The following is a 21,468-nucleotide window of genomic DNA, read 5'->3' as shown; positions in this document are numbered from 1 at the left end:
TGATTAACCTCCTAATTTAGCGATACTGCGGTCAATTAGCTTGCGCTGTACGTCGTCGTTCAGCATATTGTCCATTTGGGATCTTGCCTGTTCTAAAGCTAATGCCACTACACGCGCTCTTAGCTGGGCGATCGCTTTTTCTTGTTCGGAACTAAGGTCTTTACCCGCAATCTCCCTGAGGCGTTGAACCTCTTTTTCACCTTGAGCTAAAATCGCTTCTCTTGCTTTTTGAGCATTGGTAGTTGCTTCAGAACGAATTTTAGCAGCTATTACCTTAGCTTCTTCTAGTTTTTTCTGTTCGTTTGCTAGAGTAACCTCAGCTTGTTTTTTCTTCTGCTCAACTGCCTGAATCTGCTCGGCAATTTTTGAACGTCTTTCGGTCAAAATTTTGCTCAGTACTGGTTTACCAAAATAAACTAGTATTCCCACTAAGAGGGTGAGGTTAATTAGGTTTGTTTCAAAAATATCTAAATTTAAACCAAAACCACTTTCAACCTCTGAGTGTGCTTCTGCAAGAAATAATAAAGTCTCTATCATACCCAGTTGAGTTTTGTTATTTTTTTCATTTATGACCGCTATTAATCAAATTTATTTAATTTATTTGACTAATTCTGGGTCGAGTATTTTTTCTAAGATTTGACGAGACAGAGAATCAACTTGCTGCTCTAAAGTTGCAAAAGCGGCTGCTTTTTGCTGCTCTATTTCTTGAGTTGCGGCTTCTCTTTGGGATTGAACTTCTTGCTGGGCGGCGGCCACTTTGGTCGTCGTAATTTCCTTTGCTTCTGCTTGAGCTTTTTGGATCAGATCTTGAGATTCTCGGCGCGCTTGGGCTATTTGTCTCTCATATTCTTTGACTATGCTTTCAGCTTTGGCTAGTTTATCTTTAGAACCAGTATCACCACTGCGAAGATAATCCTCTCGTTCATCCAGCACCTTCATTAATGGCTTGTAAAATACTGCGTTTAACAGTGCTGTTAAGAGCAAAAACTGCACTGCCATTAAAGGCAAAGTCGCATCAAAATCAAACATTTTTTATAGGGCAAATTGGATTGAACAATCAAACCTGTAGAGACACTCAAAAGTATCTCCAACAGATTTTAGAAAAATTTATACGAAGGGATTGGCAAATAATAATACCAAGGCGACTACTAGACCATAGATGGTCAAAGATTCCATAAACGCCAAAGTCAATAGCAGAGTACCGCGAATTTTGCCTTCAGCTTCAGGCTGACGAGCAATACCAGCTACTGCTTGCCCAGAAGCATTACCTTGTCCAATACCAGGGCCAATTGAAGCCAAACCAATAGCTAATGCAGCAGCGATAACGGAAGCAACTTGAATATCCATGAAATTTTACCTACTTTAAATTTACTGAAAGAACTTAAAAAATGGATTGAAGTCATAGTAACTATACTTCAACACTTAAACAAAATTTAGAAGTTAGATTGCTTCTAAATTGAACCTCTTAATCGTGGTGATCTACTAAAGCTTCGTGTATATATGCCCCAGCTAGGGTAGCAAATACTAAAGCTTGAATCGCACTAGTAAATAAGCCTAATGCCATAACTGGTAATGGAATGAATAACGGAACCAGCAGTACTAATACAGCAACTACTAATTCGTCAGCTAAAATATTACCAAAGAGACGGAAGCTTAGAGAAAGAGGCTTGGTGAAATCTTCTAGAATTGCAATGGGAAGTAGAACAGGAGTTGGTTCAATATAATGTTTGAAGTAACTCAGTCCTTTTTTCTTCAATCCAGCGTAGAAATACGCCAAGGAAGTAAGCAATGCTAGAGCTAACGTTGTATTGATGTCATTTGTGGGAGCAGCCAGTTCACCAGATGGTAACTCAATGAGTTTCCAGGGGACTAATGCACCTGACCAATTTGACACAAAGATGAACAAAAACAAAGTGCCGATAAATGGCACCCAGTCACGATATTCTTTTTCCCCGATCTGATTTCTCACCAAATCTCGAATAAACTCGAGGACAAACTCCATGAAGTTTTGAATCCCACCAGGAATTTTTTGAATGTTCCGCGTGGCAGCTAAAGAAGCTATTACTAAAAGTCCGATTACTATCCAAGAATTGAGAAAAACCTGTCCGTGAACTGTAAAATTGCCGATTTTCCACAGAAAATGTTCGCCAACTTCTAGTTCCGCCAGGGTATAAGTATTTACAAAAGTCAAAGCACCTAGAATTTCCATATGCCTAGATTGAACAAAACATTAAATTAAAACTGCTCTTGTAGTTTCTTTAAAAATCTCTTATTTCAAGCATCATTTTCTTCTGTTGACCAAAAGATTGACTTAACAGTGTAGATAATGATCGCTGGCTTATAAGTTAGAAATCCAAGAAAGACAGGAAGAATGTGTAACTGTTGCCACTTACTAGCAATCAGTATCAGGATGACAAAAAGTCCTAATCCCTTAGCACCGAGGCGTTGTTGACCTAGGCGCTCAACATCTTTGGCTAACATTCTCAAATACACCAGCCCAACAACTGCACCCAATAAATAATTAAAAGCAGTATTAAGAGAGAAAAAATACCACACAGGAAAAAAAATTATTCCCATCAATACCAGAGTAGTTAACAACAGCGATCGCTGTAATTGATAAAAATCTGCCATTGAGTCATGAGCTTCTAAAGAACCAGCATCATGATGAGTAATTTGCTCATTTTGAACTAGTAATGGTTCGGAAGATTGATTAGACAAAAGCACGTCACTCGAATGCGAATCCATTCTTATTTTTGGTTACTGCTACCACTAAATTTCTTTACATATAATGTAGATCAATTTAAGCAGCTATTTATCCATTTGAATAATGGAATTACCTTAGCCCAACAATTGTTTACTAAGGCACTACTGGGCAATACTACGAACCTGGCAGTAATGCTTTTCAGTCACAGTACCCAGAAATCATATCACGGTACTGTAACCAATTATTAAAAATTTCTAAATGGGCAAGTGAGGGATATTTAAGTAAACTTATGGGCTTGAGGTGATTAGCTTCTCGATTCAAATCATCATTAGTTCATCTTCAGCATGAGAACTCTGATCAAAGGCGATCGCTTTAAATCAAAAATTAATTGAATATTCTAGATAATTGCAGATTTAATTGCTGCTTAAAATAATTAACTGTCGTTCAAAAAGCGATCGCACTCCCTCTAAATTCAAGTCACACCTCGTCAAAATCTCACCAACCCTGACTTGTTGCTCCGTATTCTGGTGGCAAGCCAACATAAACTGATACTCTGCCTCTGTTAAATGCACCATTTGATATTCAAAGTCCAGAAAACTTTGGCTAGGAAACCCCTGCATACAGGGATTACATTCGGGAATTGCCCCATTCAAGGTTGCGTCATCCGACCAGTTTTCTTTTACTAAAATTGGCTTACTCAAGAAAAACTCGTAATGGGTCAAACTAGGATCTAGTAATTCAATTAGACGATATCGAGCGCGATCGCTCAATCCTTTTGCTCTAATCATTAATTCTTCAGATTCACCGACGAGCCTGTCTAGTTGCCAATATTTAGGATTAGAAAAGCCGACAAAATCTAATCCCGAAGCTTCAATCAAATCGAATAGCGTTTCTACGTTGTAATCGATTTCTTGGGGATGAACATACATATCCGCAAAAGATTCATCTCGATGATTTTCCAGTGACCACAGTTTTTTCTCTTGCTGAAGAAGACGGTTGTGTTCGGGTAGATTAGCAAAAATTTCCCTACCTACTTTTACCCCATCTCGATAGTCACCCCGTTTGTCTCCTTGAAGAAGTGCGATCGCCTTTTGCATTAAGCTAATTTCCCAGCGTCCTAGTTCAGCATAAACAAATATATGAAGAATACCTCCTGGCTTTAATTTTTTTGCCAATGCTTTTATACCCTTGTCAGGTTCAGGTAAATGATGTAGTACCCCAACACAGTTAATCAAATCGAACTCTCCTTCTAGCTGGGTTGCCTCTTCTAACTTCAAGTTTAAAAACTTAACTGGCTTAGAGTGTTTAGCAATCACTCCTGAACGATTACAGCGTTCTTCTGCCACTGCTAACGCTTTTTCACTTAGATCGATCGCCGTAACTTCTGCTGCTGGATTGAGGTGAATTAAATAATCTGTACCAGAACCTGTGCCACAACCAGCATCGAGAATCCGAATATCTTGAGTTACGGGTTTTTTTCCCGTGCAAAAACTATAGGCTGCCGTCCAACTCCAGCGCCAGTTATAGCCTGGGGGTTCTAAGTCAGAAAGAGGATCGGGGGGAAAGGGATAGGTATTGTATAAATTGGCAACGGCTTGATTAATCGCTTGTGAATCAGACATCAAATAACTTGTGTTTTATAGTGTTAAACTAAAGTGATTACAATGTAATTACTTAAATTGCCATTATGAAAATTGACATTATAAAAATAGGTAACTCCCAAGGAATTAGAATTCCTAAGACAATTATGGAGCAATGCGGTTTCAGTGAGTCAGTTGAGATAGAAATTAAAGACGGTAATCTTGTTTTAAAACCAGCTCAAATTAGGGTGGGTTGGGCAGAATCGTTTAAGTTAATGGCAGCTAAGGGGGATGATGAATTATTAATTGATGATACTCTTCCTACGGAATACGATGAGGAATGGGAATGATAAAAAGAGGGCATGTTTACTTAATTAATCTCGATCCAACTATCGGTTTAGAAGTCAAGAAGACTCGTCCCTGTGTAGTGGTTTCTCCAAATGAAATGAATCAATATATTCGCACGGTAGTTATTGCCCCTATGACTAGCAAACAAAAATATTATAAAAGTAGGGTAGGTGTAAGTTTCCAGAATAAAGAGGGAGAAATTATGCTCGACCAGATTAGAACTGTTGAAAAAAAACGCTTGATTTCAAAATTAGGCGCGTTATCAAACAGAGAATTAAAAGCAGTTTTATCTGTTTTACAAGAAATGTTTGTCTACTAACATCTTTTTGAACAATCTTTAAAGTGCGATCGCGCTATTCTGTCAGCAAAACCTGTATATCGTTCCAACCATAAGCTATTTTGGTACATTCAATACCTCTAGTTTTAATCAGCTTTTGTCCTATTCTTTGAGCATCAAGAGCTTGATAAAATTGAACTGCTGGATTACCTGCTAAAACCCAAACCATAATTGAGGTTAACCTAGATTGAGATAATCTCAAGGCGATCGCCTTAATGAGACTTCTGCCGATACCTTTTCTTTGATAAGCTTCTAAAATATATAGAGCGTAAATCTCGCCTTGATAAGTAGAATCGCCTCTAACTAAACCACCATCTATAAAACCAACAATTTCGCCCATAGGATTTTCAGCTACATAAATGAAATAGTTTGTTTGGGCTTTAGTACTAACGTTAAGGCTATTTTTCCAGTTATTTGCACGTTTTTTGTAAGAGAATTTGTTTAAATGATCATTCGGCAATAAATCACGATATGTAGTCTGCGAAGAGTCAACATGAACAAAGGCGATCGCTGCTGCATCTTCTAACTTAGCTTCACGAATATTCATATTCAAATAAGTACTAACGATAATTTATAGTCATTTTAATTAATTTCCCTATGGTTACTTTGTATTAATGATGATGGTGAATTTTACTTGTTACTTGTTACTTGTTACTTGCTACTTGCTACTTCGTTGTAAGATCCACTGGTTGCTATTTGAAATGACTATAGCCTCGAACAGTAATTAATCCACGACTGGGATTTGATGTTTGATCGAGAGAACTAATTCCCTTCCACAATGCTTGTGTCTTTGTTGGGATGACTTTTATGTCTCTTCTGCCGAGAATTACAGAAGAGAGCTATATCTGTCTACTTAGCTATCAGCTTGGTTAAAACCCGACAATAATTTGCCACATTCCTCTTGCCAAAATTGCGATCGCTAAATGTTGCGGAAGTAAATATTTAAACTGCTGACGGGCAATCTTTTGAGTCAATAAAATTGACAGTACCACGCCGACAATTAAACAGCTACCCTGTAAAAAAGCAATTACCGCAGGATGAGCTACCAGCATCGGCATTGATCCGTTGAAGCCGAAGGTTGCCATCGTTACGGGAAGTATTCTGCCTCCCTCACTCAATCCTAGACGTAGATAGTGGGCTAAATTTCCCGCTAAAACAAGAGGTAAATAGCCATAGGCTAGCTCAATAAATTTATGAGGTGCAAATGTGCGGTTTAATTTACCAATCAAAATATTAATACCTTGAGCTAGTAGGGGGAAGATCATCGGTGCAGTCAAAACTATGATTGATACCAAGGCATGATTACTAAATCGTTCTAGATGCAGATCTAAACCCAGCCTAGTAGATATTTCTGGTAGACGATGGAGAAAGACCACATTTAACAGTAAGAACAATAGTGCTACTTCGTAGCTATGGGGTATATGGGTTGTCCAGAGTTCAATCCCAGGGGGGCGCAAATTAAACTCTACTGAACGATGAGGGCAGGCTTTTAGACAAGTCATACAGAGGACGCAATCTTTATTCTCTGTTAACTGGGCGGGATGGGAATAGAGAGGACAGCCGTTGGTTTCTTGTCCTTCTCCTTTAGCAGCACCACCTTTATAACATTGGTAGGTAGTACATTCTGCCGAACAAGTCCCTTGTTGCGCCCGTAATTCCGTCATGGAGAGTTTGGCAAACAAACCGTTCATACCGCCGATTGGACAAAGATAGCGACACCAAAAACGCCGTTCAAAAATGGTAGAAAAGATCATTGCCCCTGCGGTGATCAACAGCAATAAACAAGCCGAAAGATAGGCAGTATTTTCTAGATCCCACAGTTCTTCCCAAAGTAGGATCAGCGCAAATAAACCAAATAAGAACCAGCCACCCCATTGTTCCGCAGCCTGTCTGGGCCATTTTTTAAGCGATCGCGGAAATAATATCAACGATAGTTTTTGCGTAATCTCGCCATAAATCATAAAGGGGCATACGGCACACCACAACCTACCCACAAAGGGAAAGCCAATTAAAATCAAGGGCCACCACCACGCCCAAAACATGTTCAGGGCAAAGTTTTCCTGGCGGTTTTGGGGGGCAAAAAATAGGATGAGGACAATAAAGGCAAAAAAGCCGAGAGTAAAGCCATAGTTGATTCTGGTGGGATACCAGTCACTCCGTAACCAGTACCTAAGCTGAGGATATCTGTTGAGTAAATTCAAGCGGTACTGTTTCTTTTTACTTTGAGACTGCCAAACTACTTCTTCCGTAATCTCATCGCACCCTTGGAGTTGAGCTAAAGCGCGTTCGACAATGCTTTCCAGTTCCCGTAAATTATTGGGAAAGTCATAGGTTTGCAGATTGCGCACTGCTTCAGGAGTGATTTTTGTTCTTTGCAGACATTTATTGCGCCCAATTAGACTGAGATAATAGTTGATCTGCTCATCTAGATCTACTTTACGTACTCTCAGAGGCGGAACTTTGATCAGATTTGCTACTGCCGAATTGATCGCGGGAATCTTTTGCTCAGAAATAATAATTATTCTAGCTTGAGATCTTTGAGGTTCGGCTGCTTCTCCCCCTGGACGGATAATCGGCGTATATTGATTGGTTTTAACCAGATTGGCGATCGCGGGAATCAATTCTTTTGGCAATAGGTGAATATTATTGAGAACCAAAGTTCCCTCTTGGAGGCTGGCAATTAGTCCTGGTTTTCCCCCACTGCGACCAAATAATTCAGCACCGCTAGTCTGCAACTTAGAACAGTCAATTTTAATAATCGGTTGACGACGATTAGCAGAACCAAAGTGAATTAAAGTTGCCAGGTTATCTTTTTCTAATCCTGGTTCACCAAAAATCAAAACCGACTCTTTAGTTTGCGCAGCCTGTTTAATTTGCGATCGCAATTTAGTAGCGTAACGACTTTTACCAATGACACCCCGTTTAGCTTTACTGACCAAATAAGGTCTTAATATTACCTGACGCTCTTGTTCAAACTGTAGCTGTGCTGATAATTCCTTAACCTGGCTGGCTAACTGTTGAGAAAAAGCCTGAGGGATCTGGGGATATTGCTGGATTAATGCTTGAAACTGTTCACGATTAATCAACCAAACCTTAACTTCTGTAATCGTTTCCACTTGATACTGAGTTGGCTGATCTAACAGTAGAGCATAGAGATTTAACACCGTCCCTGATAGTAAACTACTCTGACTAGATTCTAAGGCACTATTACTAGCTAGCCTTCCTGATTGAACAATATACAAAGCATCGGGCGCAGTATTTTCAGTAATTATCGTTTGCTGGGCAGCAATAGTTTGTTCGCTTAAATTAACGGCGATCGCCGTTAAAATATCCGTTGACAAAATGCTCAAACAGGTTTTGTGCTGAAGAAAAGAGACTAGATCGGGTAAGTTCATCGGTTAATCCTCGGCTCAGATACTCACACCATAACAAGTTTAAGGAATTAAAAATAAAAAAGATCGCTGATGATGGCGATCATTACATACTTGAATTTTCTCAATAGCTAGTAGTAGATTTCTAGTAGACGAGGGCGTAAATAAAGTAACCATCGAATAATCTGTAAAAGCTGATAAATCAATACTTATTACTTATTACTTATTACTTACGCGCAGCGGTACTAGGGTGTTGGCGTGATGATTCCTACATTCTCAAGAATTTTGAAAATGATTGAGTTAATTACGCTTAAGGCAAATGCACCAATAATCGGACTCCAAATTTTAGAACGCAGTCTAAAACCTTCAACTAATAATGCTGCAAGTCCGAAGATAATTATATTAGCTACTAAAGAAGCCAAGCCAAAAGTTACCACAGTAAGTAAGCCAAACGCCGTCAAAATTGGATGGAGTACGGCATTGAGAATGCCAAAGACTATTGCAGCAATTATGCCTTTTTGTAAATTGTCAATCTCAATTCCCAAAGGAAGTTTAGAAATAATTAGCAAACTAATAGTAGTTACGATCAAAGAAACGAGAATAGCAATAATGTTCATAACAGAAAATCCGATCATTTGAATTTTCTGTACATTAGAACAAAAATGCTAATTTACTAATTTTTACCAGACAAATTTTATTTTTCAGTAAACTTCTGTGTCACATGATACGAACAATTAAATTTATATTGCTTTAAAGATCAATGCTACTATTTCAATTTTATATTTATAGCCATTGAAGCTCCGCTGGCTGGTTTAACTCGCCATAAACAAGAGCATTTTGCTCAAATTTTTGACCTATAGCGATCGCCTCAAAACGGTCAATACCCAAGATCAACAAGCTAGGTTCTGGAGTCCAAACCCCAGTGCGATCCTTGCCTACAGCATCTAACCAAGACCATGGCAACTCTTGTAAATACTCAATCAACTTTTGCTGACGCTGTTGATTTTCTAGCTCAGACAGAGGTTTTGAATAGGGATTTGCAGCGGTTATTAATGCCCAAGTAGGGCGATTCGTAAGGCTACGCGGAGCGTAATCGCATTTAGCAATCAAGTAATCTAATGGTCGACAGTATTCGCCAATATAAATCTTAATCGTTTCTTGACCATAGTAGACCTCGTAGATCGCTTGCTCATAAGCCGTTTGTAAAGCTGCATTAACCTTGGCTAAGTTGCGTTGCTGGTGCATTAATCTGATAAATTGAGTTTTTTTCAACCTTGATTAGCAAAACTGCTCCCTAGGTAAAACCCAAAGAGCAGTATGACAAAAAAAATCTAATATAAAAATTTTCTTAGAGGTCGCCACCACGTAAAGCTAACAAAAATATTACTACTGGGCCTGAAATCACAATCAAAGCCAGACATAGCAGTTGAAAAATTACGGTAAAGTTAATACCGCCCACAGCACTAAAAATGTTGGTTACAAAATCCATCTTTTCTCCTGAAGTTTAACTAAATTAAATCTATAAAAAGTTTTGGCGCGTCCCGCAAGCCATTACCTATAATACCTGGGAAATATCTAACGTTTTTCAGCAACGATATAAAAATATATAAACTTTCATTGCGCCACGCCACTAAGAATAATCTTAAATTAATCTGACGATAAACTCAATTATCAGTTTTTAGTCGGATTTAAAAGCTGCACCCAAATATAATGCTCCCACTTTGGGATCATTTAACAAGTCGATACCTTTACCTTCAAAGCGATCGCAACCATTTTCTAGTACATAAGCTCGATCTGCCATTGCTAAAGCTTTCTTCGCGTTTTGTTCGACTAAAACAATTGCTGTTCCTGTTTGGTTAATTGCGGTTACTTGCTCTAAGACAGAGTTAACTAAAATTGGCGAGAGAGCAGCAGAAGGTTCGTCGAGCAAAAGTAAATCAGGCTCTAGCATTAATGCTTTCCCCATCGCTAACATTTGTCTTTCTCCTCCTGATAAAGTTCCCGCTTTTTGACGACGACGAGAACCTAATTTAGGAAACATGGTATAAATTTTTTGCTTAAGAGAATCGAGAGAGCCACTACGAATAAACGCTCCCATTTCCAGGTTTTCTTCGATGGATAATGAAGCAAAAACATTGGTAATTTGCGGTACATAACACATTCCGCGTTTGACAATTTTGTCTGATTTTAGCCCCACAATGTTTTTCCCTTTGAAGATAATTTCTCCCTGTTGTGGAGTCAGCAAGCCAAAAATAGCTTTGGCTAAAGTAGATTTACCCGCGCCGTTGGGTCCAATCACGGCAACTAATTCTCCAGGCGCGATCCGAAAATTGATGCCTTGCAAAATATTTAGGTCTTTAACGTATCCCGCATGAACATTGTTGACTTCGAGAAGATTTGTACTCATGAATTTACTAGTGCCAAAATCTCAGCCCTGTTTATTGGTAACAATAATTTATTTTAGATAACTTAATTTTTTAGCTTGGAAAACTAATATTGCCAATATTCTCAAAGTTATTGGACAGATATAATACAGGTGCAAAACATTACCATTAAATTAATCTAAGAGCGATCAAAGCAAAAGCAACAAATCGAAGCTTTGCCTTGATCTCAAACTAGTATTAATAATTTAGATTAATCAAACTTTAGCAAAATATTTGATAATTGCTTGAGCAAACTCGGAACATTTCAAAGGAGGATCTACCACAGGAGTCATCAACCGCGCGAGATCGTAAGTTACTTCTCTACTCGCGATCGCCTTTGCCAAACCCATTTGAATCAGATCCGCAGCTTCTTGCCAGCCCATAAACTCTAGCATCATCACTCCTGAAAGAATAACCGAACCAGGATTAATGCGATCTAATCCTGCATGTTTTGGGGCTGTACCGTGAGTAGCTTCAAAGATAGCGCAGGTATCACCAATATTTGCCCCAGGACTCATTCCTAAGCCCCCGACGATGGCTGCTGCTGCATCAGAAAGATAGTCTCCATTTAAATTCATCGTTGCCAAGATTGAATATTCATCAGGACGGGTTTGAATCTGCTGAAAAATGCTGTCAGCAATGCGATCGTTAACCATCACCTTAGTTTTCCATTGACCATTGCCGTGAGTATCCCAAATTTCGGCTAAAACAGCTTCTACTTCTTGGCAAATTTGGGCTTGTTTTTCAGGAGTTAAGGAATCATAGCCAGGATCGATTTGACGGGCGTTATCTTCCGTCGTTAGTTGAGGGTTAGCTTCCTTGTTACTAAGAATCCAGGATTCTCTTTCAATGATGCATTCGGCACGAAATTCGCTCTTGACTAGTTCATAACCCCAATCGCGAAAAGCACCTTCGGTATATTTCATAATGTTGCCTTTATGAACTAAAGTTACCTGCTGTTTTTCTGGCGCTAAGGTTAATGCATGTTGAATAGCTTTTCTGATTAAACGCTGGGAAGCAGCTTTACTAATCGGTTTAATGCCAATTCCTGCATCTGTAGGGATTTGCTTTTTACCATGTTCAGGAGTGCTGGGAATTAACTCTTGGTTTAAAAGATTAATCAGCTTCATGCCAATTTCATCTCCTTGTTTCCATTCAATTCCTAGATAAATGTCTTCTGTATTTTCCCGATAGACAATTACTTCGAGTTTTTCAGGATATTTGTGAGGGGAGGGAGTTCCTTGATAGTAGCGACAGGGACGCACACAAGCATAAAGCTGAAAAATTTGGCGTAAAGCCACATTGAGAGAGCGAATTCCTCCACCTACAGGGGTAGTTAGAGGTCCTTTGATAGCTACGCCATATTCTTTAATCGCATCTAGGGTATCTTGAGGCAGGTATTGATAAGTGCCATACTGTTCACAGGCTTCATCTCCTGCATACACTTTAAACCAGTTAATTTTACGCTGTCCGTGATAAGCAGTTGCCACCGCAGCGTTAATTACCGCTTCTGTGGCGGGCCAAATATCAACCCCCGTCCCGTCCCCACGAATAAAAGGAATAATGGGATCGTCGGGAACAATAGGTTTGCCATCTTTAAAGGTGATCTTTGAACCGATAGTTGGCAAGATAAGTTTTTCGTACATAACATAAAGGTCTAGTTAAAACAAACTGAATATAGCTACAGTACAATTAAGTAGCCGTGCATTGACAGTAGCAAAATATTTCGTCCTACATTTGCTCAGGCATAACTTAAATTCAGATCTTAAGTAAGATTTTTAATTATGTTCCTGCTGTGTCTGATGGCAGAATAATAAATATAAATAAAAAACAGCCAAAAATTTAAATTTAATTACTCTAATCATCTCATCCACAATGAAAAAAATACTGATAGTAGACGATGATTTAACCTTGCGAAAAATTTTGCAAAATTCTTTAGAACAAAGAGGGTATCAAGTAATTTCTGTTGGTTCTGGCACAGATGCCTTGGCAAGCTTTAGTCAAGATGTCCCAGATCTGGTCGTTTCTGACGTTTCCATGCCTGAAATGGATGGATTTGAATTTTGCCGTCAACTGCGATCGCAACCATCAGGAAAGCTGATTCCGTTTATCTTTCTGTCAGCCAAGGGTGAACTTGACGATCGCGTTCAGGGTCATACGATTGGCGCAGATAACTATTTAACCAAGCCCTTTGAGATGAAGGAACTATTGGCAAATATTGAAGCCTTGATTGAGCGATCGCGACGGGTTCATGCTGAAATAGTTCATTTGATTGAGCAGTTAGCTTATTCACAGGTCAAAGATACTCTGCTTAATGGTTGTGCTGGAGAGATTCAAACCAGTGTGACACCAAAGAATATTAAAGATGAGGATACTGCTGTGGCTGCTTCTTTGCCAGAGCCATTGCCCCTAACTCCCGCAGAAGAGAGAGTTTTTTGGGAAACTATTCAAGGATATACAAACAAACAGATCAGCGATCGCTTGTTTATTAGCCCCAGAACCGTTCAAACCCATCTTAGTAATATTCTCAATAAGCTCGACTTAAACAATCGCACCCAGCTAGTTCGTTTTGCTTATGAGCAAGGATATGAAAAAGCTTAACTTACTTACTTTCATAACATCACCTGAGCGAAATTGTCGGCGTAATTTAATTGCGATCGTGCTGGTTGAACTTGGGAAAATAAAGCAATCCCAATGCCAAGATAATTTGAAGCGTTTTCTGCTCCAAAATTATGATAATATTTGCATAGCAATATGACTAAGTACAAACACTCATTGAAGTTTGTCAGCATTGGTGCAAAGTTTAGTTAAAATCTTGAAGTTTGTTTATTAGGTAAGCACTTCGCGGTAGGAAAAGATTACATGCAGAATATTAGCAGCATCAATCATTCAATATATTTAGAATCTGAGCAAAATCAATTAAAAATAGTCGATCAACTATTAGAAGGTTCGGAATCAGATCGGCAAATTCTGATGAATTGGATGATTGATAATCAACAACAGTCTGAGAACTTAGCTCTAGGCAAGGCATATCATGCTTTGTATCTTAATACCAATCCCAGAATTCAAGCATTTTTAGAGCAGAACTTTCCCCTTGGAGTTGTACCTTTAACATCGACTTCAGGAATTGACTATCAACCACTACAGAAGTTGCTGGCACAGCAAGATTTTCAGGGCGCTGATATGCTAACTTTGCAAAAAATGTGTGAACTAGCAGGAGCTGCTGCGACAGAGCGCAAGTGGATTTACTTTACCGAGGTCATTAATCTGCCGAGCGCTGATTTAATCACTTTAGATCGACTGTGGCTCATGTCTTCTGTTGGTAAATTTGGGTTTTCGGTACAAAGACGTATTTGGTTGTCTGTGGGCAAGGACTTTACTAAACTATGGACAAAAATCAATTGGAAATCTGGTAATGCTTGGACTCGTTATCCTCAAGGCTTTACCTGGGATTTATCTGCTCCCGCAGGTCACTTACCTTTATCTAATCAGCTACGGGGAGTTAGGGTGATTGACGCTATTTTTACTCATCCCGCTTGGACAAAGCAAGATTGAGCAATTGAGCAATCATAAATTAAGGTTTTGTAGTCAAATTTATGAAATTTACAGCCAGATATGGTTTCAATAGCCTAATTTGGGTATTTTCTGGCGTTCTTATGCCTAAGAAGTCGAATATTTTGTGCTAAAAATGTTTGTTCAACTACTTTTTCGGGAACTTTAGAGTGAGCAGGCTAAAAAACGCGCAGACCTTTTATCTGTAATTTTAAGTTAGAGCAGAATAAATCGATCGCGTAATGCTGCAAAGAAATTAACTTATGCAGAATTAGCTACTGCATCAATAAACAATAACTTTAATTAAAAAATTAGTGATGCCAGTGGAAGCAGTAGATTTAGGATTGTCAATCAACAATATGGTTAAACCGAAAAACCAGCTTTTTTGCCGTTTAGACGGTCTTACCCCTATCGTCAGACAAGAACAAAGATTAGCCACTCTCAATGAACTCGGCTTAATGGTTCCCCAAGCAGTGCCAATCTTAGAAGAAACTACGCAAAAAGCAGCAAGCTTTGCTCATACACCAATCAGCATTTTAGGCTTAGTTGTGGAGGATGAACTGTGGTTTAAGTCAGCCGTAGGCTTGTCAGCTATTGATTTAACTAACCAGCTTGCTACTCAAAGAAAAATATCGCTTCAAGAGTCTTTTAGCACTTATGTAATTGACAGCCAGCAGCCTTTATCTATTGCTAACACTTTGAACAATGCTACTTTTACCAACAGCATTTTAACTCAGCATTATGGCATCAGAGCATATTTGGGAGTTCCTCTAGTAACTGCTTCAGGAGTTTGCATTGGAACTTTAGAAGTAATGGACTGGGTAGCAAGAGAGTTCAACGACCGAGATATAGATTACCTAGCATTGCTTGCTCGTTGGTGTTTAGGGGAATTTGAGCTAAATCGAATGCTTGAAAATCAACCAAGTTTAATTCGTCACTCCCATCAATCTTGGTGGCAAAGTGACAAAATTGCTGGCGCTTCATTATCCAAACATCAACTAGCTATTACAGAACAAGCTGAATTGAGATTAGACCCCACGAGAACTAGTCCGATTAAGCTCAAGCTGCTTTCGCAGTTAACTGAAGAGCTAAAAACACCCTTAACTTCAGTCATTGGCATGGCAAGTGTACTGCACCGAGAAGTATATGGTCCGTTGACGGTTAAACAAAAAGAGTATTTAGAAATTATTCATGATAGTGGTCAAAACTTAATTGGTTTAGTTGATGAAATAGTTAATTTAGGAATTTTGAGCGATTCCAACTCGGAAATTAAGCCGACGACTGTAGATATTGAAATGTTGTGTCAGCAAGTAATTAATAGCCTAGAAGATCTATCAAAACAACATCAGCAGACATTAAAATTGTCCATCGAGCCAGGAAATCGGCTGTGGACTTTAGATAATGATAAAATTCGCCAAGCTCTCCATTATCTCGTTGCCAGCATTTTAGCAATGTCAGAACCTGGTGGAGAGATTCAGATTCATGTTTCTCAACGTAGTCAAGCCTTAAACATTACCGTCAGCATTTCTCATCCCTGGCTGGGAAATGATTTTAGTGAGGCAAAACTCTATGCTCATGGGGTAACAAAGGCATTAAGCTTTAATCAAAATTCTGAAGATGCTCGTCAAACAGCTAGAAGCGAGGTTCTAACTCCTCATACTCCCCCAGTCTTAACTTCTTTAGCTTTGATGATGGTTGTTAATGATGAAAACACTTTAGACAAAAGTACCCATAAAATTCCCCGCGATATCTTAGGTCTACTATTTTCCTGCTACTTAATCGAAATGCACGGAGGAAAAATAGTCGTACAAGGTTCTCCTAGTTCAGGTTATCGTTATTTGTTGCAAGTTCCCCCCGCTAAGTCAATCAATTGAATGTTATTGGAAATACAAAAAAAATGATCCAGATCAACTCTCCCTAGTAGATGAAGGCTTAAGTAAAGACACCATTTTGTTAACCTGAAACCCCGATCATATCTAACTTATTACTTATTACTTATTACTTAAGCGAAGCGGTACTAGTCCCCTATCCTCAGTCATGCCATTTGTAGAAAACATTTAAGTATTTCAGAGATTGTCAGAAAACGTGGTTTAGGATGTTAATGTTCAATTTGGAACTTAATGATCTCATCCATGAAATCGGCTTGGTCAATTATCACCCTTTCAAAACCTCAGTTAAATCAGTGGCTCAAGGGAAGCTATCTCCATCGATTCTCAGGCTGGCTTTCAGACTGGCGAGAGGGCAGTTGGCTCTTTCAGTGGTCTGAAGCAATTGGTGCAGCTTTAATCAGTATCGTGTTGTTACTTGCTCCCTATATCTCTACACCTCTAATTGGCTTGCTGCTGGTTGCAGTGGCGGGATATTGGTTGATTAACACCCTCACAGCAGATAAAAGAGCCATTATCACTCCTGTACATGTTCTGGTGTTCTTGTACTGGTGTGTCGCCACAGTTGCCACGGGCTTTTCTCCAGTCAAGTCTGCTGCCTTGAATGGTTGGATTACTTTGACCTTGTATCTAGTTCTTTTTGCTCTAGCTGCTCAAATATTGCGATCGCCCAAGCTATTTAACTGGATTATTACTAGCTACCTCTTGACGGCTTTGATAGTTAGCTCTTATGGCGTGCGCCAAGAGTTTTTTGGCGTACAGCAATTAGCAACCTGGAACGATCCTAATTCTCCTCTGGCTAACGATACCAGGGTATATAGTTACTTAGGAAATCCTAATTTACTGGGAAGTTATTTATTGCCAGCGATCGCTTTTAGTATTGCTGCGATCTTTATCTGGCAGGGCTGGATTCAAACAACCTTGGCAATAATTATGACGGCGGTAAATTCAGCCTGTTTGTATTTCACCGATAGCCGTGGTGCTTGGTTGGCAATGGCAGTATTAATTGGCGCATTACTACTGTTGTTTTATGCTTGGTGGCGCGAATATCTGCCTCGATTTTGGCAGATCTGGCTGTTACCGTTAGTATTTGGCTCTCTTGCAGGACTATTACTCATTGCCTTTATTACTTTAGAACCTCTACGCTTGAGATTGATGAGTATTTTTGCAGGGAGAGAGGATAGTAGCAACAATTTTCGGATTAATGTCTGGGAAGCCTGTTTTAAAATTATCAAAGACTATCCCGTAATTGGCATCGGACCAGGACACGATGCTTTTAATCAAATTTACCCTCGCTACATGGACTCTCGCTATCCTGCGTTAAGTGCCTATTCTATCTATCTAGAACATATTGTCGAGATGGGATATTTAGGCTTTAGCTGCTTGATCTGGCTAGTAGCTGTTACCTGTAATCATGGTCTGCGTCAGCTATCTCGTCTGCGCCAAAGTAGAAATAAACGAGGTATTTATTTAATTGCGGCGATCGCTGCAACTGCTAGCCTAGCTTTCCACGGAGTTGTCGATACAGTTTGGTATCGTCCTCAAATTAATACCATTTGGTGGCTACTATTGGCGATTATTGCCAGTTTTTACGATGACGTTAAAAGTAGCGTTAGCGATTAGTAATTGTTTGTTCCCGCCTAAGAATGCGGGGACAGCAGATCGCAACTTGATTAAATGCTTGGTTTTTAAGCTTTTTCCCCGCTTAAATATTAGTACTTACCCCTCTTTTGTCGCTTTCCGAGATCGATCCTTACAGTGAAAGAATTACAGCCATTTTTAGCTTTAAGCTTTTATTTTAAAAAAAAAACAGAGCAATTCTTTTCTATATAAAGGTTCTAGATTTTTGAAATGACAAAAGTTTTCAGAGTCTGACAAAAGAGGGTTACAGCGTTTTTCACGTTAGTAGACCACAGTTATTAGAATGATTAGAAAAGGCTTAAAGCTTATGGCTTATAGCTTAGAGCTGCGAGTTAATTAATTAAGAGCGTAGTCTATTCAATTGGAAACGGCTGTAATACATCAAAAATAATATTTTAAGATTTTACAATAAGTTAATGTAATTTTACTTTAAGCGCTTTATTTGGTTGTTTTACCTGGATTTATTAATAATACATTCTCTTCAATTATTAATTTATATAAATCAGTAAAACCACAGATTGTGTTGACGATAAAGTAACTATAATTGATAGGTAAATTTACAGTTTGTCCTGTAGAATTAAACTATAAAAATCCCTTGAACTAGCCTTTTTAATAATCCAAATTTATGCTATATGGTAAGCGATCGTCTAAGTATGTATCGACTCTATTAATGTATAGTCATACATCTCGTATGATTATAGTCTGCTTGTTGGTTATCGGAGATATCATTGGTTTACTATTGTGCTTTAATTTAGCGTTAGAGTTGCGAGTATCAAAATCTCTAGATTTAGGGATGCCAATTCTATATGCTCTGATTGCGATATATTTATTTGGATTATATTTAACCGATACCTACAAACTCAATCGAGAAGTTTCAGGAGTTCGCCTTTCAGAAAGAGCAATATTGGGTATAGTCGCTACAGTGGCAGCGGTGACTTCTCTGATTTACATTACAGGATTGTGGGGTAGTGAGCCGATTGTCGGTAGGGGTGTCTTATTAATTAGCGTTGGCTTGTTTTCTATCTGGGCAGTAATCAGCAGAACAATTGTAGATGGATGGCTCAAAACAAATCAGCAACCTAGCCGATTTTTAGTATTAGGTGATGATCGAAAAGTTGTCGATTTTGGGAAAGAACACCGCAAATTAAACTCTCCGACTGAATTTGTTTCTTTTACTGATTTTGCCAGTGAAAATTCCGATGTTTATAATCAATCCAACAGCAATACAGCAGTACTCAATAAAATAAATGGTCTAAACTCTACTTGGAAACAACAGTACTGGTCAGGAATTCTCATTGATGGTGCGGACAGAAGCTTATCTCAACAGATGGTTAGAGATTTGATGGATATGAGGTTAAGAGGAGTTTATGTGTATAGTATTGCTGATTTTTGTGAGCGATTTTGGCAAAAGATTCCTCCTGCCTATGTTCAGGATGACTGGTTTGCCTTTACTTCTGGGTTCAACATTTTACACAATAGAATTAAAGCTAAGTTAAAACAGTTAATTGATATTGTAGTGGCAGCAGTAATGATTGTTGTATCTCTACCGATTACTATTCCTGTGGCGATCGCCATTAAGTTAAGTAGTCCAGGTGCAATTTTTTATTCACAGGTAAGAACTGGATTAAACGGGAAAAAGTTTCGAGTTTACAAATTTCGCTCAATGTATCAAAACGCTGAATCGAAAGGAATTCAATGGGCAAAAACAAAAGATCCTCGTATCACTAAAGTTGGTTCGTTTATTCGCCTAACGAGAATTGATGAACTGCCTCAACTGTGGAATGTCTTTAAAGGAGAGATGAGTTTGGTAGGTCCTCGTCCTGAGCGTCCTGAATTCGATATGCAGTTAAGAGAACAGATTCCTTATTATGACGTGCGCTACTTGGTTAAGCCTGGAATTACTGGCTGGGCGCAAGTTTGTTACCCCTATGGTGCTTCGGTTGAAGATGCTTATCAAAAGGTGGCGTATGACCTGTATTACATCAAGAACTATTCTCTATTGATGGATTTAGGGATCGCTTTTAAGACTTTAAGAGTAGTTATACTAGGTAAAGGTAGGTAGTTGATCAATGATCAATGAACATTGAACAATGATCAATTGATTAACCAGGTTTATAACCTCTTCGTTCACGAAGAAATAAAAAGAAATTCTTTCCTTAATAGCAATCCTCTTATTGAAAGAAAAAGTAACTGCTCATTGCGAGACAGTTAGGTTGCGGAGGTTTCCCCCGTTGAGTAAGTTGAATCTATTTACCGATGCAGAAACGGCTGAAAATGCGATCAAGTACAGACTCGGTAACCTCTTCTCCTGTAATTTCGCCTAATGCTTGAATTGCACCTCTAAGGTCAATAGTCCAAAAGTCTAAGGGCAGTTGATTGGTGACAGTTTCTTGCACCTGCTTGAGGGCAACTCTGGCTCTAGTTAAGGCGGATGCTTGTCTTTGATTCACTGCTACTTCTGAGTTAGCTGCCATTACTTTACCCTGATGAGCCAGACTAATAATTGCCGTTTCTAAAGCCGTAATTCCCTGATGATGAGCAGCACTAGTATGGACGGTGGATTCTATTTCCTGGGGATAGTTTAGAGACTTGGGGGAGGCTAGATCGGCTTTATTGATTACGAGGATTAAAGGTCTATGTTTTACTTGTTGATAGATTTCTAGATCCTCATCTGTCCAGCCTTGGGAAGCATCAACAGTCAAGAGAACCAAGTCGGCATCTTGGGCTGCTCTACGCGATCGCTCTACCCCAATTCTTTCCACAGTATCGACAGTTTCCCGAATCCCTGCGGTATCGAGTACCTGAATGGGAATTCCCGCAACTACCAAAGTAGACTCAATTACATCACGAGTTGTTCCTGGTAAATCAGTGACAATGGCGCGATCGCTTTTGCTCCATGCGTTTAGCAAACTGGACTTGCCCACATTAGGGCAGCCAACGATTGCTACTTTTAAACCGTTTCTTAATAATTCTCCTTGTTCTGCTGTTGCCAAGATCTGGTTTACTCGGTCTAACACATCCTCTAGCTGTTGCTCGATTTGCGCTTCATTCAATGGTGGCAAATCGTCAGCAAAATCAATACGTGCCTCTACTTCTGCCAAGATATCTAAACAAGTTGTGCGCAGATCCCGAATCGGACTGCCTAATTTACCCTGTAAACCTGCTAAAGCTATTTGCGAGGCTTGTTTTGATTGAGCGGAGACTAATTCAGCAATACTTTCAGCTTGAGTTAAATCAATTCTGCCATTAAGAAAAGCTCTGAGGCTAAATTCTCCTGGCTGGGCTAATCTTGCTCCTTGGGCTACACATAGCTGTAGAACCTCCTGTACCGCAATAATTCCGCCGTGACAGTGAAACTCGACTACATCCTCGCGGGTAAAAGAACGAGGTTGCAGCATTAACATTAGTAGCGCTTCATCTATGGTCTGTTTGGTTTCGGGATCGCGAATATAACCATAAAGAATGCGATGAGATGACCATTCCTGCTTTCCAGGGGAATAAAACAGACTTTTCGCGATCGCCAGAGATTTGGTGCCTGATAGACGTACGATGCCAACGCTACCCTGTTGGGGTAATATAGCAGTGGCGATCGCTACAATGGTTTCTCCCTGGATAGGCATTTGAGC

General features: G+C 39.3%; 21 protein-coding genes. 7 read left to right on the top strand and 14 right to left on the bottom strand.

Annotation, left to right across the window (positions count from 1 at the left end):
• Window positions 1–3: 3 nt before the first annotated feature.
• The 6 genes from C7B62_RS06820 to C7B62_RS06795 all read right to left on the bottom strand — a co-directional run bounded on the left by C7B62_RS06820 (window position 4) and on the right by C7B62_RS06795 (window position 4,326).
• Window positions 4–537, bottom strand: a complete 534-nt coding sequence (locus tag C7B62_RS06820; RefSeq protein WP_106233926.1) for a F0F1 ATP synthase subunit B — start codon at window positions 535–537, stop codon at window positions 4–6.
• Window positions 538–597: 60 nt separating this feature from the next.
• Complete coding sequence (locus tag C7B62_RS06815; protein ID WP_106233923.1) at window positions 598–1,029, bottom strand: F0F1 ATP synthase subunit B'; 432 nt, start codon at window positions 1,027–1,029, stop codon at window positions 598–600.
• Between the two features lie 78 nt (window positions 1,030–1,107).
• Window positions 1,108–1,347, bottom strand: coding sequence for an ATP synthase F0 subunit C (atpE, locus tag C7B62_RS06810; protein ID WP_106233920.1), 240 nt, complete (start codon window positions 1,345–1,347; stop codon window positions 1,108–1,110).
• 118 nt (window positions 1,348–1,465) lie between these two features.
• Window positions 1,466–2,209 (bottom strand): F0F1 ATP synthase subunit A, encoded by a 744-nt coding sequence (gene atpB / locus C7B62_RS06805; protein WP_106233915.1) that lies wholly within the window; start codon window positions 2,207–2,209, stop codon window positions 1,466–1,468.
• A gap of 65 nt (window positions 2,210–2,274) precedes the next feature.
• Window positions 2,275–2,745, bottom strand: coding sequence for an ATP synthase subunit I (locus C7B62_RS06800; protein ID WP_199194088.1), 471 nt, complete (start codon window positions 2,743–2,745; stop codon window positions 2,275–2,277).
• 372 nt (window positions 2,746–3,117) lie between these two features.
• Complete coding sequence (locus C7B62_RS06795) at window positions 3,118–4,326, bottom strand: bifunctional 2-polyprenyl-6-hydroxyphenol methylase/3-demethylubiquinol 3-O-methyltransferase UbiG (protein WP_106233913.1); 1,209 nt, start codon at window positions 4,324–4,326, stop codon at window positions 3,118–3,120.
• Window positions 4,327–4,391: 65 nt separating this feature from the next.
• Between C7B62_RS06795 and C7B62_RS06790 the strand changes: the two genes are divergently transcribed.
• The gene (locus tag C7B62_RS06790) at window positions 4,392–4,634 is read left to right on the top strand and encodes an AbrB/MazE/SpoVT family DNA-binding domain-containing protein (RefSeq protein ID WP_106233911.1); all 243 of its coding nucleotides are present in this window, start codon (window positions 4,392–4,394) and stop codon (window positions 4,632–4,634) included.
• Complete coding sequence (locus tag C7B62_RS06785; protein ID WP_106233908.1) at window positions 4,625–4,951, top strand: type II toxin-antitoxin system PemK/MazF family toxin; 327 nt, start codon at window positions 4,625–4,627, stop codon at window positions 4,949–4,951. The genes C7B62_RS06790 and C7B62_RS06785 overlap by 10 nt, the downstream gene beginning before the upstream one ends.
• A 34-nt stretch (window positions 4,952–4,985) precedes the next feature.
• Here C7B62_RS06785 and C7B62_RS06780 read toward each other — a convergent pair whose 3' ends face one another.
• From C7B62_RS06780 to C7B62_RS06750, 7 genes are all read right to left on the bottom strand, one after another.
• Window positions 4,986–5,516 (bottom strand): GNAT family N-acetyltransferase, encoded by a 531-nt coding sequence (locus C7B62_RS06780; protein WP_106233906.1) that lies wholly within the window; start codon window positions 5,514–5,516, stop codon window positions 4,986–4,988.
• 322 nt (window positions 5,517–5,838) lie between these two features.
• On the bottom strand, window positions 5,839–8,364 hold the full coding sequence (locus C7B62_RS06775) for a sigma 54-interacting transcriptional regulator (protein WP_106233903.1): 2,526 nt from the start codon (window positions 8,362–8,364) through the stop codon (window positions 5,839–5,841).
• A 221-nt stretch (window positions 8,365–8,585) separates the two neighbouring features.
• On the bottom strand, window positions 8,586–8,957 hold the full coding sequence (locus tag C7B62_RS06770) for a phage holin family protein (protein WP_106233973.1): 372 nt from the start codon (window positions 8,955–8,957) through the stop codon (window positions 8,586–8,588).
• Window positions 8,958–9,123: 166 nt separating this feature from the next.
• Window positions 9,124–9,585 (bottom strand): DUF3293 domain-containing protein, encoded by a 462-nt coding sequence (locus tag C7B62_RS06765; protein ID WP_106233901.1) that lies wholly within the window; start codon window positions 9,583–9,585, stop codon window positions 9,124–9,126.
• Between the two features lie 103 nt (window positions 9,586–9,688).
• Window positions 9,689–9,829, bottom strand: coding sequence for a photosystem II reaction center protein Ycf12/Psb30 (gene psb30, locus C7B62_RS06760; protein ID WP_106233899.1), 141 nt, complete (start codon window positions 9,827–9,829; stop codon window positions 9,689–9,691).
• A 189-nt stretch (window positions 9,830–10,018) separates the two neighbouring features.
• The gene (locus C7B62_RS06755; RefSeq protein WP_106233896.1) at window positions 10,019–10,747 is read right to left on the bottom strand and encodes an ABC transporter ATP-binding protein; all 729 of its coding nucleotides are present in this window, start codon (window positions 10,745–10,747) and stop codon (window positions 10,019–10,021) included.
• Between the two features lie 231 nt (window positions 10,748–10,978).
• A complete protein-coding gene (locus C7B62_RS06750) occupies window positions 10,979–12,409 on the bottom strand; it encodes an NADP-dependent isocitrate dehydrogenase (RefSeq protein ID WP_106233893.1) in 1,431 nt (476 codons plus the stop codon).
• A 229-nt stretch (window positions 12,410–12,638) separates the two neighbouring features.
• On the opposite strand from C7B62_RS06750, the gene C7B62_RS06745 reads away from it, so the two are divergent.
• From C7B62_RS06745 to C7B62_RS06725, 5 genes are all read left to right on the top strand, one after another.
• Window positions 12,639–13,364, top strand: a complete 726-nt coding sequence (locus C7B62_RS06745) for a response regulator transcription factor (protein WP_106233890.1) — start codon at window positions 12,639–12,641, stop codon at window positions 13,362–13,364.
• A 261-nt stretch (window positions 13,365–13,625) separates the two neighbouring features.
• Complete coding sequence (locus tag C7B62_RS06740) at window positions 13,626–14,318, top strand: GUN4 domain-containing protein (RefSeq protein ID WP_106233887.1); 693 nt, start codon at window positions 13,626–13,628, stop codon at window positions 14,316–14,318.
• Window positions 14,319–14,632: 314 nt separating this feature from the next.
• Window positions 14,633–16,189 (top strand): histidine kinase dimerization/phospho-acceptor domain-containing protein, encoded by a 1,557-nt coding sequence (locus C7B62_RS06735; RefSeq protein WP_233219845.1) that lies wholly within the window; start codon window positions 14,633–14,635, stop codon window positions 16,187–16,189.
• Window positions 16,190–16,447: 258 nt separating this feature from the next.
• Window positions 16,448–17,824 carry an IctB family putative bicarbonate transporter gene (locus tag C7B62_RS06730; protein ID WP_106233882.1) on the top strand — a complete coding sequence of 459 codons (1,377 nt, stop codon included), beginning with the start codon at window positions 16,448–16,450 and terminating at the stop codon, window positions 17,822–17,824.
• Between the two features lie 643 nt (window positions 17,825–18,467).
• Window positions 18,468–19,904, top strand: coding sequence for a sugar transferase (locus C7B62_RS06725; protein WP_233219843.1), 1,437 nt, complete (start codon window positions 18,468–18,470; stop codon window positions 19,902–19,904).
• 184 nt (window positions 19,905–20,088) lie between these two features.
• Here C7B62_RS06725 and mnmE read toward each other — a convergent pair whose 3' ends face one another.
• Window positions 20,089–21,462: a tRNA uridine-5-carboxymethylaminomethyl(34) synthesis GTPase MnmE gene (gene mnmE / locus C7B62_RS06720; protein ID WP_106233877.1), complete on the bottom strand. Its 1,374-nt coding sequence runs from the start codon at window positions 21,460–21,462 to the stop codon at window positions 20,089–20,091.
• Window positions 21,463–21,468: the final 6 nt, after the last annotated feature.

The organism is Pleurocapsa sp. CCALA 161 (assembly GCF_003003995.1).
Lineage (GTDB): Bacteria > Cyanobacteriota > Cyanobacteriia > Cyanobacteriales > Xenococcaceae > Waterburya.
Note: the sequence above shows the minus strand (reverse complement) of the source record. Positions and strands in the feature narration are given on the sequence as shown.

Excerpts from the sequence above, each read along its gene's own strand:
- C7B62_RS06820 (WP_106233926.1), bottom strand. The coding sequence starts at position 537 with ATGATAGAGACTTTATTATTTCTTGCAGAAGCACACTCAGAGGTTGAA.
- C7B62_RS06815 (WP_106233923.1), bottom strand. The coding sequence starts at position 1,029 with ATGTTTGATTTTGATGCGACTTTGCCTTTAATGGCAGTGCAGTTTTTG.
- atpE (WP_106233920.1), bottom strand. The coding sequence starts at position 1,347 with ATGGATATTCAAGTTGCTTCCGTTATCGCTGCTGCATTAGCTATTGGT.
- atpB (WP_106233915.1), bottom strand. The coding sequence starts at position 2,209 with ATGGAAATTCTAGGTGCTTTGACTTTTGTAAATACTTATACCCTGGCG.
- C7B62_RS06800 (WP_199194088.1), bottom strand. The coding sequence starts at position 2,745 with ATGGATTCGCATTCGAGTGACGTGCTTTTGTCTAATCAATCTTCCGAA.
- C7B62_RS06795 (WP_106233913.1), bottom strand. The coding sequence starts at position 4,326 with ATGTCTGATTCACAAGCGATTAATCAAGCCGTTGCCAATTTATACAAT.
- C7B62_RS06790 (WP_106233911.1), top strand. The coding sequence starts at position 4,392 with ATGAAAATTGACATTATAAAAATAGGTAACTCCCAAGGAATTAGAATT.
- C7B62_RS06785 (WP_106233908.1), top strand. The coding sequence starts at position 4,625 with ATGGGAATGATAAAAAGAGGGCATGTTTACTTAATTAATCTCGATCCA.
- C7B62_RS06780 (WP_106233906.1), bottom strand. The coding sequence starts at position 5,516 with ATGAATATTCGTGAAGCTAAGTTAGAAGATGCAGCAGCGATCGCCTTT.
- C7B62_RS06775 (WP_106233903.1), bottom strand. The coding sequence starts at position 8,364 with ATGAACTTACCCGATCTAGTCTCTTTTCTTCAGCACAAAACCTGTTTG.
- C7B62_RS06770 (WP_106233973.1), bottom strand. The coding sequence starts at position 8,957 with ATGAACATTATTGCTATTCTCGTTTCTTTGATCGTAACTACTATTAGT.
- C7B62_RS06765 (WP_106233901.1), bottom strand. The coding sequence starts at position 9,585 with ATGCACCAGCAACGCAACTTAGCCAAGGTTAATGCAGCTTTACAAACG.
- psb30 (WP_106233899.1), bottom strand. The coding sequence starts at position 9,829 with ATGGATTTTGTAACCAACATTTTTAGTGCTGTGGGCGGTATTAACTTT.
- C7B62_RS06755 (WP_106233896.1), bottom strand. The coding sequence starts at position 10,747 with ATGAGTACAAATCTTCTCGAAGTCAACAATGTTCATGCGGGATACGTT.
- C7B62_RS06750 (WP_106233893.1), bottom strand. The coding sequence starts at position 12,409 with ATGTACGAAAAACTTATCTTGCCAACTATCGGTTCAAAGATCACCTTT.
- C7B62_RS06745 (WP_106233890.1), top strand. The coding sequence starts at position 12,639 with ATGAAAAAAATACTGATAGTAGACGATGATTTAACCTTGCGAAAAATT.
- C7B62_RS06740 (WP_106233887.1), top strand. The coding sequence starts at position 13,626 with ATGCAGAATATTAGCAGCATCAATCATTCAATATATTTAGAATCTGAG.
- C7B62_RS06735 (WP_233219845.1), top strand. The coding sequence starts at position 14,633 with ATGCCAGTGGAAGCAGTAGATTTAGGATTGTCAATCAACAATATGGTT.
- C7B62_RS06730 (WP_106233882.1), top strand. The coding sequence starts at position 16,448 with ATGAAATCGGCTTGGTCAATTATCACCCTTTCAAAACCTCAGTTAAAT.
- C7B62_RS06725 (WP_233219843.1), top strand. The coding sequence starts at position 18,468 with ATGCTATATGGTAAGCGATCGTCTAAGTATGTATCGACTCTATTAATG.
- mnmE (WP_106233877.1), bottom strand. The coding sequence starts at position 21,462 with ATGCCTATCCAGGGAGAAACCATTGTAGCGATCGCCACTGCTATATTA.